General features: G+C 70.4%; 13 protein-coding genes. 6 read left to right on the top strand and 7 right to left on the bottom strand.

All coding sequences use genetic code 11. The features are described from left to right. Positions 1 to 356 precede the first annotated feature (356 nt). The 5 genes from gap to PUT80_RS42390 all read left to right on the top strand — a co-directional run bounded on the left by gap (position 357) and on the right by PUT80_RS42390 (position 4,152). A complete protein-coding gene (gap, locus tag PUT80_RS42410) occupies positions 357 to 1,358 on the top strand; it encodes a type I glyceraldehyde-3-phosphate dehydrogenase (RefSeq protein ID WP_037814640.1) in 1,002 nt (333 codons plus the stop codon). Between the two features lie 5 nt (positions 1,359 to 1,363). Then, positions 1,364 to 2,578: a phosphoglycerate kinase gene (locus tag PUT80_RS42405; protein ID WP_275295520.1), complete on the top strand. Its 1,215-nt coding sequence runs from the start codon at positions 1,364 to 1,366 to the stop codon at positions 2,576 to 2,578. Then, complete coding sequence (gene tpiA / locus PUT80_RS42400; protein ID WP_037814643.1) at positions 2,579 to 3,364, top strand: triose-phosphate isomerase; 786 nt, start codon at positions 2,579 to 2,581, stop codon at positions 3,362 to 3,364. A 136-nt stretch (positions 3,365 to 3,500) separates the two neighbouring features. After that, the gene (secG, locus tag PUT80_RS42395) at positions 3,501 to 3,731 is read left to right on the top strand and encodes a preprotein translocase subunit SecG (RefSeq protein WP_033292761.1); all 231 of its coding nucleotides are present in this window, start codon (positions 3,501 to 3,503) and stop codon (positions 3,729 to 3,731) included. Positions 3,732 to 3,807: 76 nt separating this feature from the next. Then, on the top strand, positions 3,808 to 4,152 hold the full coding sequence (locus PUT80_RS42390; RefSeq protein WP_009075886.1) for an RNA polymerase-binding protein RbpA: 345 nt from the start codon (positions 3,808 to 3,810) through the stop codon (positions 4,150 to 4,152). Between the two features lie 536 nt (positions 4,153 to 4,688). Here PUT80_RS42390 and PUT80_RS42385 read toward each other — a convergent pair. Then, on the bottom strand, positions 4,689 to 5,891 hold the full coding sequence (locus PUT80_RS42385) for a histidine kinase (protein WP_199817742.1): 1,203 nt from the start codon (positions 5,889 to 5,891) through the stop codon (positions 4,689 to 4,691). A 435-nt stretch (positions 5,892 to 6,326) separates the two neighbouring features. After that, on the bottom strand, positions 6,327 to 6,866 hold the full coding sequence (locus PUT80_RS42380; RefSeq protein ID WP_275295519.1) for a YbhB/YbcL family Raf kinase inhibitor-like protein: 540 nt from the start codon (positions 6,864 to 6,866) through the stop codon (positions 6,327 to 6,329). Between the two features lie 90 nt (positions 6,867 to 6,956). On the opposite strand from PUT80_RS42380, the gene PUT80_RS42375 reads away from it, so the two are divergent. Further along, positions 6,957 to 7,616: a GntR family transcriptional regulator gene (locus PUT80_RS42375; RefSeq protein ID WP_275295523.1), complete on the top strand. Its 660-nt coding sequence runs from the start codon at positions 6,957 to 6,959 to the stop codon at positions 7,614 to 7,616. Between the two features lie 110 nt (positions 7,617 to 7,726). Here the strand turns inward: PUT80_RS42375 and PUT80_RS42370 are convergent, their stop codons facing one another. Genes PUT80_RS42370 through PUT80_RS42350 form a run of 5 tightly spaced genes read right to left on the bottom strand, consistent with a single transcriptional unit; the run spans position 7,727 to position 12,852 of the window. After that, a complete protein-coding gene (locus PUT80_RS42370) occupies positions 7,727 to 7,864 on the bottom strand; it encodes a hypothetical protein (RefSeq protein WP_275295518.1) in 138 nt (45 codons plus the stop codon). 53 nt (positions 7,865 to 7,917) lie between these two features. Beyond that, complete coding sequence (gene pgl / locus PUT80_RS42365) at positions 7,918 to 8,691, bottom strand: 6-phosphogluconolactonase (protein WP_037814650.1); 774 nt, start codon at positions 8,689 to 8,691, stop codon at positions 7,918 to 7,920. Further along, positions 8,688 to 9,710, bottom strand: a complete 1,023-nt coding sequence (opcA, locus tag PUT80_RS42360; RefSeq protein ID WP_037814651.1) for a glucose-6-phosphate dehydrogenase assembly protein OpcA — start codon at positions 9,708 to 9,710, stop codon at positions 8,688 to 8,690. The genes pgl and opcA overlap by 4 nt, the downstream gene beginning before the upstream one ends. After that, on the bottom strand, positions 9,707 to 11,236 hold the full coding sequence (zwf, locus tag PUT80_RS42355) for a glucose-6-phosphate dehydrogenase (RefSeq protein WP_037814653.1): 1,530 nt from the start codon (positions 11,234 to 11,236) through the stop codon (positions 9,707 to 9,709). The genes opcA and zwf overlap by 4 nt, the downstream gene beginning before the upstream one ends. Beyond that, positions 11,233 to 12,852 carry a glucose-6-phosphate isomerase gene (locus PUT80_RS42350; protein WP_134669673.1) on the bottom strand — a complete coding sequence of 540 codons (1,620 nt, stop codon included), beginning with the start codon at positions 12,850 to 12,852 and terminating at the stop codon, positions 11,233 to 11,235. Before PUT80_RS42350 ends, zwf begins: the two co-directional genes overlap by 4 nt. Positions 12,853 to 12,858: the final 6 nt, after the last annotated feature.

Genomic DNA, 12,858 nt, shown 5'->3' with positions numbered 1-12,858 from the left:
GCGCCCCCGCCCCACCACCCCCGGCGAAACCGTCCCGACAGCGTGAACCGGGGCACCAAGACCGATCAAGCCACTGGTCCGCTCCCTCCCCCTGACACCGCGGGAGCGTCCGCCCCGTTTTCGGTCCTCACCCGGCTGAGCTGGGTTCTTAATCGATTCTTGACGTCTCCCGGCAGTGGTGGAAGTCTCGTCAGGGCAGTCCGGGGCAACGGGGCCCGCACGCTAGGGTTGCACCGATTCCGGAAGTCGCAGAAGTCGTCCGGGGCGGGCGCCCCGGGGAACTTCCGCAGTGACCAACTTCAGCGGTCGGCGGCCGGCGCGCCGCCGCCGTGATCAACACCAGAGGAGTGGCAGCAGTGACCGTTCGCGTAGGTGTCAACGGCTTCGGCCGGATCGGCCGCAACTTCTTCCGTGCCGTGAAGGCGAGCGGTCACGACATCGAGGTCGTCGCGTTCAACGACCTCGGCGACGTCGCCACCATGGCCCACCTGCTCAAGTACGACTCGATCCTCGGCCGCTTCCCGGGCGAGGTCAGCGTCTCCGACGAGGGCATCGTCGTCGACGGCAAGACCATCAAGGCCCTCGCCGAGCGCGACCCGGCCAACCTGCCCTGGGGCGACCTGGGCGTGGACGTCGTCGTCGAGTCGACCGGCTTCTTCACCAACGCCGACGCCGCCAAGGCGCACATCGCCGGCGGCGCGAAGAAGGTCATCATCTCCGCGCCCGCCAAGGGCGAGGACCTGACCGTCGTCCTCGGCGTCAACGACGACAAGTACGACGGCTCGCAGACGATCATCTCGAACGCGTCCTGCACCACCAACTGCCTCGGCCCGCTGGCCAAGGTCCTCAACGACGCCTTCGGCATCGAGCAGGGCCTGATGACCACGATCCACGCCTACACGCAGGACCAGAACCTGCAGGACGGCCCGCACAAGGACCTGCGCCGCGCCCGCGCCGCCGCCCTGAACGTCGTCCCGGCCTCCACCGGCGCGGCCAAGGCGATCGGCCTCGTGCTGCCGGAGCTGCTCGGCAAGCTGGACGGCTACGCGCTGCGCGTCCCGGTCCCGACCGGCTCGGCCACCGACCTCACCGTCACCCTCAAGAAGTCCGCCACGGTCGAGGAGATCAACGCCGCCTACAAGGCCGCCGCCGAGGGCCCGCTGGCCGGCATCCTGAAGTACTCGGTCGACCCGATCGTGTCCTCGGACATCGTCACCGACCCGGCGTCTTGCATCTACGACTCGCCGCTCACCAAGGTGATCGGCGACCAGGTCAAGGTCGTCGGCTGGTACGACAACGAGTGGGGCTACTCCAACCGCCTCGCCGACCTGATCAAGCTCGTCGGCTCGAAGCTCTGAACCTGATGAGCGTCAAGAACCTCGACGACCTGCTGGGCGAGGGCGTTCAGGGCCGCTACGTGCTGGTGCGCAGCGACCTGAACGTCCCGCTCGACGGGTCGGCCATCACCGACGACGGCCGGGTCCGCGCCGCGCTGCCGACGATCAAGAAGCTCGCCGACGCGGGCGCGAAGGTCGTCGTCACCGCGCACCTCGGCCGCCCCAAGGGCGAGCCGGACCCGAAGTTCACGCTCGCCCCGGTCGCGAAGCGGCTCAGCGAGCTGCTCGGCGCCGAGGTCCCGCTGGCCGGCGACCTCGTCGGCGAGTCGGCGAAGGCGCTGACCGCCGGTCTGGCCGACGGCAGCGTCGTCCTGCTGGAGAACGTGCGCTTCGACGCGCGCGAGACCAGCAAGGACGCCGTCGACCGGTCCGAGCTGGCGGCGGAGCTGGCCGCGCTGACCCCGGGCGGGGCGTTCGTCTCCGACGGCTTCGGCGTCGTGCACCGCAAGCAGGCCTCGGTCTACGAGATCGCCGCGGTGCTCCCGGCGTACGCGGGCGGCCTCGTGCTGGCCGAGCTGGACGTGCTGAAGAAGCTCACCGACGACGTCAAACGGCCGTACGTGGTCGCGCTCGGCGGCTCGAAGGTGTCCGACAAGCTCGGCGTCATCGCGAACCTGCTCACCAAGGTCGACCGGCTGCTCATCGGCGGCGGCATGGCGTACACGTTCCTCAAGGCCAAGGGCTACGAGGTCGGCACGTCGCTGCTGCAGGAGGACCAGCTCGACCAGGTCAAGGGCTTCCTCGCCGAGGCCGAGAAGCGCGGCGTCGAACTGGTGCTGCCGGTCGACGTGCTCGCGGCCGACGGGTTCGCCGCCGACGCGGCGCACGAGGCCGTCGACGTCACCGCCATCCCGGCCGACCGCATGGGCCTCGACATCGGCCCGCGCAGCGCCGAGCTGTTCGCGCAGAAGCTCGCCGACGCGGCGACCGTCTTCTGGAACGGCCCGATGGGCGTCTTCGAATTCGAGGCGTTCGCCGGCGGCACCCGCGCGGTGGCCGAGGCGCTCGTCAAGAGCGACGCGTTCACCGTGGTCGGCGGCGGCGATTCGGCCGCCGCGGTGCGGCAGCTGGGCCTGCCCGAGGACGGCTTCTCGCACATCTCCACCGGCGGCGGCGCCTCGCTGGAGTACCTGGAAGGCAAGGAGCTGCCCGGCGTGGCGGCGCTGGAGGGGAAGAACTAAGTGGCACGCAAGCCCCTGGTGGCAGGCAACTGGAAGATGAACCTCAACCACCTCGAGGCCATCGCCCTGGTGCAGAAGATCGCCTTCGCGCTGCCGGAGAAGTACTACGCGAAGGTGGACGTGGCCGTGCTGCCGCCGTTCACCGACATCCGCAGCGTGCAGACGCTCGTCGACGCCGACAAGCTCTCCCTCACCTACGGCGCGCAGGACCTGTCGCCGCAGGACTCGGGCGCGTTCACCGGCGACATCTCCGGCCCGATGCTGGCGAAGCTGGGCTGCAGCTTCGTCACCGTCGGGCACTCGGAGCGGCGCGCGATCCACGGCGAGACCGACGAGCTGGTCAACAAGAAGGTCAAGGCCGCGCTCAAGCACGGCATCACGCCGATCCTGTGCGTGGGCGAGGAGCTCGAGATCCGCGAGGCGGGCGAGCACCTCGAGCACACCCGCAACCAGCTGATCGAGGGCCTCAAGGGGCTCAAGGCCGAGCAGGTGCAGGCCGTGGTGATCGCGTACGAGCCGGTGTGGGCCATCGGCACCGGCAAGGTCGCGACCGCAGCCGACGCCGAAGAGGTCTGCAAATCCCTGCGCGGGACGCTCTCGGAGAAGTACGGCGACGAGGTCGCCACCGCGGTCCGCGTGCTCTACGGCGGCTCGGTGAAGTCCGGGAACGTCTCCGAGCTGGTGGCCGCGGACAACATCGACGGGGCGCTGGTCGGCGGCGCGAGCCTCGACGGCGAGGAGTTCACCAAGCTCTGCGCGCTCGCCGCCGGTGGCCCGCTGCCCTGATCGTGGGCACTACCGGGTAGCCTGTGTGTTCGGTCCGTCACTAGAGCAGTGGACGAGTCCAGGGGTACGGTGAAGATCCGCACGCTGTGCGGGTTCGGCCGTACCCCTGCATGCTCCGACAAGCACAGAGGATGACATGAAGCTGTTCCTGCAAATCCTGTTGATCGCCTCCAGCGTCCTGCTGGTGGTGGCCGTGCTGCTGCACCGCGGCCGGGGCGGCGGCCTGTCGTCCCTGTTCGGCGGCGGGATGCAGTCGAGCCTCGCGGGGTCCAGCGTCGCCGAGAAGAACCTCGACCGGATCACGCTGCTGCTCGGGGCCATCTGGCTGATCAGCATCGTGGGTCTCGGCCTCCTGCTCAAGGTATGACCGGGTCCCCGGAAGGGGACTTGCGATCGGCGTGCCTATTGGGGGGCGCGCCGCCGATTCCAACGGGTGAGGATTCATGGTTGGCGGTAACGCGATTCGCGGCACCCGCGTGGGTGCCGGTCCTTCGGGCGAATCGGAGCGGGGTGAATCGGCGCCACGGCGCCGGGTGTCGTATTGGTGCGCGAACGGGCACGAAGCTCGCCCGTCGTTCGCGATGGACGCGGAAATCCCCGACGAATGGGACTGCCCGCGCTGCGGGCTCCCGGGCGGTCAGGACGAGCAGAATCCGCCCGCCGCGCCTCGTACCGAGCCGTACAAGACACATCTGGCTTACGTGAAGGAACGCCGCAGCGACGCCGACGGCGAGGCCATCCTCGCCGAAGCGCTCGAGCGCCTCCGCCAACGCCGCGAATTGATCTGAGGCACGGTTTCTCCGGGACCACCGGCTTCCCGTCCGCGAGGGCGAGGGCCGGTGGTTTTTTAGTTCCCGGGGGTGGTCGGGACCGAGGCAGGTCCAGACCACCCCGGACGCTCCCGTGGGGTGGGGATGCCTCGGCGTTCTGGACCGGCGAGGAGACAGGTCTGGACCGCGGCCGGGTCCGGCGGTTCGGTTCGGTGGGGATTGGCTGTCGTCCGGGCGGTCCAGGCTGGGAGAAGGCGGGCCTGGATCTGTGGCGCGGTTCGGAGCGCGGGACGTCGCCTGCGTGGTCCGGACCTTCAGGACCTCCGCAGGCCCGGAGACGCTCGATTTGCGCCGGGGGAGTGGCTGTCGCCCGGGCGGCTCAGCCCGGCGGAGACGCTCCCGTTCGAGCCGCCGGGACTTTGGATGCCGCCCAAGTGGTCCAGACCGCCCAGGAGCAGGTCTAGACCTCTGGAAAGGCCCGATTCCCGCTCTGGCACCGCCAAGACCCGGCGCGGCCAAGGCTCTTGACCGGTCCAGGCCAATCCCCGCCGGGTTCAGCGATCCAGCGGATACCGCGCCCGCACCCGGAATCCGCCGTCCTCCGTCCCGGACGTTTCGAAGCTTCCGCCCAGCAGGCGGGCGCGTTCGGCGAGTCCGGTGAGTCCGTGGCCGCCCGACGGGAAGGCCTCGCCCGCACGGCAGGCGCGGGCGTTCTCCACCTCGATGTCCAGTGCGCCGCTCGCTGCGTGGATGCGGATGGTGGCCGTCGCGCCGGGGGCGTGCTTGTGGACGTTCGTCAGGCATTCCTGCACCGTCCGGTACGCAGCCGCCGAGACCTGGCTCGGCAGGGTGTCCGGGAGCTGTTCGACGGTCAGCTGCACCGGGACGTCGCACTCGCGGATCAGGTGGTCCAGTTCGCCGATGCCGGGCCGCGGGCCGTCGTCCCCGGAGCCGGAGCGCAGCACGCTCACCAGCGAGCGCAGTTCCTCAAGGGTTCGCGTCGACAGCTGGCGGATGACCTGCGCCGTCTCCAGCGCCGGGCCGTCCTTCGCCTGCGCCTGCAGCGCGCCGGCCTGCATGGCGATCAGCGTGATCTGGTGCGAAACCACGTCGTGCATCTCGCGGGCCAGCCGGGCGCGTTCCTCGGCGCGCACCGCGTCGGCGTGGAAGCGGCGTTCGCGGTCGCGGCTCTTGGCCAGCTCGCGCAGCTTCGCCGAGATCTCCGCGCGCGCCCCGATCAGCAGGCCGATCGCGATCGGCATCCCGGCCACCAGCACGCCGTAGATCCCGTCGAGGACGTGTTCGCGCCAGCTCAGTTCCGCGAACTCCGACAGCGGCCACCGCACGAACCGGCAGGTGAACACCAGCCCGGCACCGACCCAGGTCTGCCAGTGCAGCTGGCGCCGCGTCGCGAGCATGCCGAGGTTGAGCATCGACGCGAGCTGCGCCCATCCGGCGAAGAACCCCGGTACCGCGGCGAGCACCGCGAGGAACGGGAACCGCCGCCGCACCACGACCGCGAGGCACGCGGCGGCCGACAGGTAGAGCGAGTAGGGCTGTGCTTTCGGCGGCACGACGAGCCAGACGTCGAGCACCGCCAGCAGCACGACCACCGCTTCGACGGCGATCGTCGCGACGAGGGGCTTCCGGAACACGGCGAACGCCCCGGTCAGGCTGACTCGCCTGTCCCGCCGGGCGGCTCCCGCGGCGGAGCTGCTCATCGAGATGCCAGGAATCGAGAGTCCCTCAGTGCTCATCGCGGCGACCCCATTCGTCTTGTGGACTTAGTGATGAGATGCTCCGGCCACCCGATCGGGACGCGCGGCGGTGAACAAATGTGCGGATGCTAACGGGAACGTGTGTGTTGCCAGTAAGTTTCACCCAGAGTGGTTCTTGTGGTGTTGTAATCTCCACAACTGCTCCAACGGGATGAACATAGCGCGGTCGACATCACCTTGTGTCGATCACATCACCTTATGTTCACCATACGGCGGTTCCCACATACTGGTGAGCCGCTTTTTGGCGCAGTGTCAGTTACTCCGTTTGCCGCCCAGGTCGACGCTGGGTCCGCGCCACGCGTACAGGGGAGAGATCACCCGTGCGGGTGGGTGGGAAGTGTCGCTGCGCAGTCGAAGGCCGCCGCGTCGTGGCGAGCACGGACGCGGCGGCCGGGTAAGCGGGCGGGCTGAGGCTTACGCGGGCGTCTCCGCGGTCGCGACGAGAACCGCGCGGCCGAGCACGTGGCCGAACATGGTGAACCCGAGGACGGCGGGCGTCGCGTCGGCCGGGACGCCGATCGACGCGACATCCAGGGCGTGCACGACGACGAAGTAGCGGTGCTCGCCGTGGCCGGCGGGCGGGGCCGCGCCGATGAAACGGGCGGCGCCCGCGTCGCCGCGCAGTTGGAACGCGCCCTCGGGCAGTCCGGAGCCGGTGTCGTCGCCCGCGCCTTCCGGCAGGTCGGTGACGGTGGCGGGGATGTCGGCGACGGCCCAGTGCCAGAAGCCGGAGCCGGTCGGCGCGTCGGCGTCGTACACCGTGACGGCGTAGCTCTTCGTGCCTTCCGGAGCGCCGGACCAGGACAGCTGCGGCGACGTGTCCTTGCCGCCGGGCACGCCGAAGATCCCGGAGAACTGCTCGGCGGACCAGGCCGCGCCGTCGGCGACGGTCGTGCTGGTGACGGTGAAGCTCGGCACCTCGGGAAGGCGCGCGAACGGGGAGTTGGCGGACATGGGTTCCTCTCAAGAGAAGCGGTACGTCATCGACTATAACACTAATAATCGATGATTTGAGGGATCGTCTATCCTGAGGGCATGAAGCAGATGCTGTCCGAGCAGATCTACGACCAGGTCCGCGACGCGATCATGCGCGGCGAGGTCGAGCCGGGGCAGGCGCTGAAACCGCAGGAACTGGCGGCCCGGTACGAGGTCAGCCTGGCCGTGGTGCGGGAAGCGCTGGTGCGGCTGGTCGGGGAGGGCTTGGCGGAACGGCTGACGAACCGCGGGTTCGCGGTTCCCTCGCTGGCGGATCGGCGGTGGCAGGAGATCGTCGAGGCGCGCCAGACGGTCGAGCCCGCGATGCTGCGGTTGTCGGTCGCGCGCGGAGATCTGGAGTGGGAGACGCGGGTGCGCGCGGCGGGGCACCGGCTCGCCCGGACGCCGATGTATGTGCCGGACGAAGGCAGCTACTACTCCGCTGCTTGGGCGGAGGCGCACCGCTTGTTCCACCGCACGCTGCTCGACGCCTGCGGGAACGCGGTGCTGCTGGAGAATTTCGACCGGATGTGGATGGCGAGCGAACTGGCCCGGCGCTGGACGGTGCACCCGGCGTACCGGCTGCCGGTGGAGGAGGTGCTCGCCCAGCACGAGGCCTTGGAACGGGCCGCGCTGAGCCGGGACCCGGAGGAGGCGGCGGGACTGCTGACGGACCACCTCGGGGCGACGGCGACGCTGCTGACTGGCGCGGAGGCGGCAGGGGAGTAGCGGATTCCTTGCGGCGCCACGGAGATGGGTCCGGCGGGAGTTGCTGGCAGGCGACGGTGAGTGGCAGATCCGTTGCGGCGCAATGCAGTCGGGCCCGGCTGGGTGTGCGGTTAGTTGCTGACGAACCATTCGGCGGCGATGCGGCGCGGCGGGGAGCGGCGGATCCGGTGCAGCGAGGCGGAGAAGAACTCAGCGGCAATGCGCGGGGACTTGCTGGCGAGCCATTCAGCAACCGCCTTGCCCCGCAACGAAAAAGGCTCCCCGCGCCACACGCGCGAGGAGCCATTCCCGGCAAACCGTCTTACTCGGCTGGCGGCTGATACACCTTCGTCAGCTTCCCGGCCGCCTCGCGGTCGAGGAGCCACAGCGTCCGCCGGTAGCCGCGGGCACCCGAGACGGGGATCTGCGTTTCCGGCGCACCGGCCAGTGCCTGCGCGACCGCGTCCGCCTTGGCGGTTCCTGCCGTCATCAGCCACACCTCGCGGGCGCGGCGGATGGCGGGCAGCGTCAGCGATACGCGCGTCGGCGGGGGCTTCGGGCAGTCGCGGACCGGCACTACCGAGCGCTGTGTTTCGCGCACCTCGGCGGTTTCCGGGAACAGCGACGCCGTGTGGCCCTCGCCACCGAGGCCCAGCAGCATGATGTCGAACTCCGGCACGTCCGCGCCGGGGCCCGCCGCGTCGGAGAGGACCTTCGCGTAGGCCTCGGCGGCAGCGTCGACGTCGTCGCCGAACTCGCCGTCCGACGGGGCCATCGCGTGCACCCGCTCCGGAGCCAGCGGCACGTGGTCGAGCAGGGCTTCGCGGGCGCCCTTTTCGTTGCGCTCGTCCGAATCCGCCGGGACGAACCGTTCGTCGCCCCAGTAGATGTCCAGCCGCGACCAGTCGATCGCGTCCCGCGCGCTCGACTCCCGCAGTTCGCGCAGCACGGCGATGCCGGTGCCGCCGCCGGTGAGCACCACCGACGCGGCACCGCGGGCCGCCTGCACGTCGACGATCCGGGTCACCAAGCGGGCCGCGGCGGCCGCGGCGAGCAGGTCCGGGTTTTCGTAGACGACGACCTCGGTCCGGCTCATGAGCTGCTCTTTTCCGCCGTCTTGCGTGCCGTCTTCGGCTTCGCGGCCGCAGCGGGCTTAGCGGCGGCCGCAGGCTTGGCGGCAGCGGGCTTCGATCCGTTGGAAGCGGCGATCTTGTGCAGCCCGTGCAGCGCCGCCTCGTAGATCTCGTCCGGGTCGAGCCGCCGGAGTTCCTCGACGAGGCATTCCGGGTTGCTGCGCCGCTGCAACGCGATCCGCCGCGTCGGCTGGCCCGGCTGGGTCAGCGTGCCGACCCGCCCGTCCGGCCGCGTCAGCTCCACCGCGCCCGACTTCCGCTCCAGCTTCACCGAGATGATGCCCTGCGCGCTCGAGCTCTTGACCCGGTGCACCGGAGCCTTGAGGTACTCGGCGAGCCAGCCCGCGAGCAGTTCGGTGGACGGCGAATCCGCCTCGCCGGTGACCGTCGCGCTCGTGATCTTCTCGTACGGCGGCAGGTCCAGCGCCGACACCAGCTGCGCCCGCCAGCGGGTCAGCCGGGTCCACGCCAGGTCGGTGTCACCCTCCACATAGGACTTCGCGCGCGTGGTGAGAGACCTTATCGGGCTCTTTTCCGCAGCTGAGTCGGTGATCCGCCGCTGCGCCAGCTGACCGAGCGGGTCCTCCGCGGGAGCCTTCGGACCGGCGCCGGGCCACCAGGTGACGATCGGCGCGTCCGGCAGCAGCAGCGGCACCACGGCGCTCTGCCCCTGCGCGGCCAGCGGACCGTACAGCCGCAGCACGATGACCTCGCTCGCGCCGGCGTCGCCGCCCACGCGGATCTGGCCGTCTATCCGCGGCGCGGCCGTGCGCGCGCCCTTCGCCACGACGATCACCCGCGACGGGTGCTCGCGGCTGGCGTCGTTCGCGGCCTCGATGGCGTCCTCGAGCTTGGCGTCGTCGTCCGCGACGATCACCAGCGTCAGCACCCGGCCGAGCGCGACCTGGCCGCCCTGCTCGCGGATCTCCACCAGTTTCTTGTTCAGCGCCGACGTCGTGGTCGACGGCAGGTCGATGATCACGGACGCCTCCAGTGCCTGCCGGTACGCTCCAGCATTTCGTCAGCCGACTTCGGTCCCCAGCTGCCCGGCGGGTACTGCTCCGGCGCGGTGCCGAGCTTCGCCCAGTGCGACAGCACCGGGTCGAGGATCTCCCACGACAGCTCGACTTCCTCGTTCACCGGGAACAGCGACGGCTCGCCCAGCAGCACGTCCAGGATCAGCCGCTCGTAAGCCTCCGGCGACGATTCGGTGAACGCGTGGCCGTAGCCGAAGTCCATCGTGACGTCGCGGACCTCCATCGTGGTCCCCGGCACCTTCGACCCGAACCGCAGTGTGATGCCCTCGTCCGGCTGCACGCGGATGACCAGCGCGTTCTGCCCCAGCTCCTCGGTGGAGGTGGAGTCGAACGGCAGGTGCGGCGCGCGTTTGAACACGACGGCGATCTCGGTGACGCGGCGGCCGAGCCGCTTGCCGGTGCGCAGGTAGAACGGCACGCCCGCCCAGCGGCGGTTCTGCACCTCCAGCGTCACCGCGGCGTACGTCTCGGTCTTCGAGTCCTTCGCGAACCCGGCTTCCTGCAGCAGCCCCGGCACCTTCGTGCCGCCCTGCCAGCCGCCCGCGTACTGCCCGCGCGCGGTGGTCTGGTCGAGCGGCAGCATCGGCTTGGTCGCCGCCAGCACCTTGGCCTTCTCCGACCGCAGCGCCTTCGGCTCGAACGACAGCGGCTCGTCCATCGCGGTGAAGGCGAGCAACTGCAGCAGGTGGTTCTGGATGACGTCGCGCGCGGCGCCGATCCCGTCGTAGTACCCCGCGCGGCCGCCGAGGCCGATGTCCTCGGCCATGGTGATCTGCACGTGGTCGATGAAGTTCGCGTTCCAGATCGGCTCGAACAGCTGGTTCGCGAACCGCAGCGCCAGGATGTTCTGCACCGTCTCCTTGCCGAGGTAGTGGTCGATGCGGAACACCGACTCCTCGGGGAAGACGTCGTTCACGATCGCGTTGAGCTCCTTGGCGCTCTTGAGATCGTGCCCGAACGGCTTCTCGATGACGACGCGCCGCCAGGTGTTCTCGTCGGCCTGCGCGAGGCCCGAACGCGCCAGCTGCTTGGTCACCACGGGGAACGCGCCCGGCGGGATCGACAGGTAGAACGCGGTGTTGCCGCCGGTGCCGCGTTCCTCGTCCAGTTCGCGCACGGTCTTCGCGAGCCGGTCGAAGGCGTCGTCGTCGTCGAAAGTGCCCTGGACGAACCGGATTCCTTCGGCGAGCCGGTTCCACACCGACTCCTTGAACGGCGTCCGCGCGTGCTCGCGCACCGAATCGTGCACCAGCTCGCCGAAGTCCTGGTGTTCCCAGTCCCGGCGGGCGAAGCCGACCAGCGAGAACCCGGCGGGCAGCAGCCCGCGGTGCGCGAGGTCGTAGATGGCGGGCATGAGCTTCTTGCGCGCCAGGTCGCCGGTGACGCCGAAGATCACCAGGCTCGACGGCCCGGCGATCCGCGGCAGCCGCTTGTCGCGGGGGTCCCGCAGCGGGTTGCGCCAGGTGGTCACTGAGCGGCCTCCTGCACTGCCCGCACGAGCTCGGCGAGCCCGGCGGCGCGGTCGGTCAGGTGCAGCCGCAGCACCGGACGCCCGTGCTCGGCGAGCACCTGGCCGTCGCCGAGCGCCTGCGCGTGCTGGAGCTGCCCCAGCGTGTACGGGCGGTCCGGCACCGACAGGTCGTCCTCGACGGCTCCGGTGATCTGCAGGAAGCTGCCGTTCTGGTGGCCGCCCTTGTGGTACTGCCCGGTGGAGTGCAGGAACCGCGGGCCCCAGCCGAACGTGGTCTGCACGCCGGTCCGCTTGGCGATTTCGCCGCGCAGCAACGAAGTCGACGCGTCGTCCAGCCGGTCGAGGTAGGCCTGCACGGCGATGTACCCGCCGTCGGCCACCGAACCGAAGAACGCGCGCAGGACGTCGGCGAGCTTGCCGTCGGTCGAAACTCCTTCGCTGCCAAAGACTTCGACCGCACCGTCCACAGTGGCCGGTTCCTCGCCGCCCTTCAGCTTCTCCGGGTCGTCCAGCAACGCACGCGCCGCCTTCTTGGCCGCTTCGACGTCCGGCTGGTCGAACGGGTTGATCCCGATCAGCCGGCCGACGAGCGCGGTCGCGAACTCCCACAAGAGGAACTGCGCGCCGAGCGGGCCGGTCACCGAGATCTGCGCCGCGCCTTCCGGAGCGCCGATCGCGACCGCGGTCGCGTCCTTGCCGTGGTCGGCGAACCCGGGTGCGTCCGGGCCCTCGACGGCCACCGGCAGCAAGCCGGTGCCGAGCTTGCCGGTGGACTCGGCGATCAGCTGCTCCGCCCAGTCCGGGAAACCCTTGATGCCCGAACCGGTGTCGGCCAGCACGACCTTCTCCGCGCCCGCCTCGTGCGCCGCACCCCACGCCGCCGCCAGCTGCACGGCCGGGTTCTCCGGCGCGTCCTCGGCGAGCGTTTCCGCGACCGACGCCGCCTGGTCGAGCAGCCGCGCGACGTCCGCGCCCGCGAGACCGGCCGGCACGAGGCCGAACGCGGTCAGCGCGGAGTAGCGGCCGCCGACGTGCGGGTCGGCCAGGAAGGTCTTGCGGTAGCCCTCCTTCTCCGCCAGCTCGGAGAACGGGGAGCCGGGATCGGTGACGACGACGATGCGCCGCGCCGCGTCGATCCCCGCGTCCGCGAACGCCTTGGCGAAGATCCGGCGGTGGCTGTCGGTCTCGACGGTCCCGCCGGACTTCGACGACACCACGATCACGGTGCGCTCGAGGTCTCCCGCGAGCGCGTCGGCCACCTGGCCGGGGTCGGTCGTGTCGAGAACCGTGAGCGGGACGCCGGCGGTGGCGGTGATGACCTCCGGCGCGAGCGACGAACCGCCCATGCCGGCGAGCACCACGCGGTCCACGCCCTCGCTGCGCAGTTCCGCGCGCAGCGCTTCGATTTCCCCGATCAACGGACGCGACGACTTGTGCAACGTCGTCCAGGACAATCGGATCGACGCTTCGGACTCGGCGTCCGGACCCCACAGGGTGGAGTCCTTGGCGGCGAGCTTGGCAGCGGCGCCGTCGGCGGCCAGCCGCTGCGCCAGCGGCGCTGCCTTTTCTGCCAGTTCGGCGTCGACGATCACGACGCCGGTTTCGTCCCCGCTCATGGTCTC

This window comes from Amycolatopsis sp. La24 (assembly GCF_029087445.1).
Lineage (GTDB): Bacteria > Actinomycetota > Actinomycetes > Mycobacteriales > Pseudonocardiaceae > Amycolatopsis > Amycolatopsis nivea.
The sequence above is the reverse complement of the archived record's forward strand: the minus strand, read 5'-3'. Positions and strand labels throughout refer to the sequence as shown.

Bases quoted from the DNA above. Each gene is read 5' to 3' on its own strand.
- PUT80_RS42405 (WP_275295520.1), top strand. From the start codon at position 1,364: ATGAGCGTCAAGAACCTCGACGACCTGCTGGGCGAGGGCGTTCAGGGC.
- secG (WP_033292761.1), top strand. From the start codon at position 3,501: ATGAAGCTGTTCCTGCAAATCCTGTTGATCGCCTCCAGCGTCCTGCTG.
- PUT80_RS42390 (WP_009075886.1), top strand. From the start codon at position 3,808: ATGGTTGGCGGTAACGCGATTCGCGGCACCCGCGTGGGTGCCGGTCCT.
- PUT80_RS42385 (WP_199817742.1), bottom strand. From the start codon at position 5,891: ATGAGCACTGAGGGACTCTCGATTCCTGGCATCTCGATGAGCAGCTCC.
- PUT80_RS42380 (WP_275295519.1), bottom strand. From the start codon at position 6,866: ATGTCCGCCAACTCCCCGTTCGCGCGCCTTCCCGAGGTGCCGAGCTTC.
- PUT80_RS42375 (WP_275295523.1), top strand. From the start codon at position 6,957: ATGCTGTCCGAGCAGATCTACGACCAGGTCCGCGACGCGATCATGCGC.
- pgl (WP_037814650.1), bottom strand. From the start codon at position 8,691: ATGAGCCGGACCGAGGTCGTCGTCTACGAAAACCCGGACCTGCTCGCC.
- PUT80_RS42350 (WP_134669673.1), bottom strand. From the start codon at position 12,852: ATGAGCGGGGACGAAACCGGCGTCGTGATCGTCGACGCCGAACTGGCA.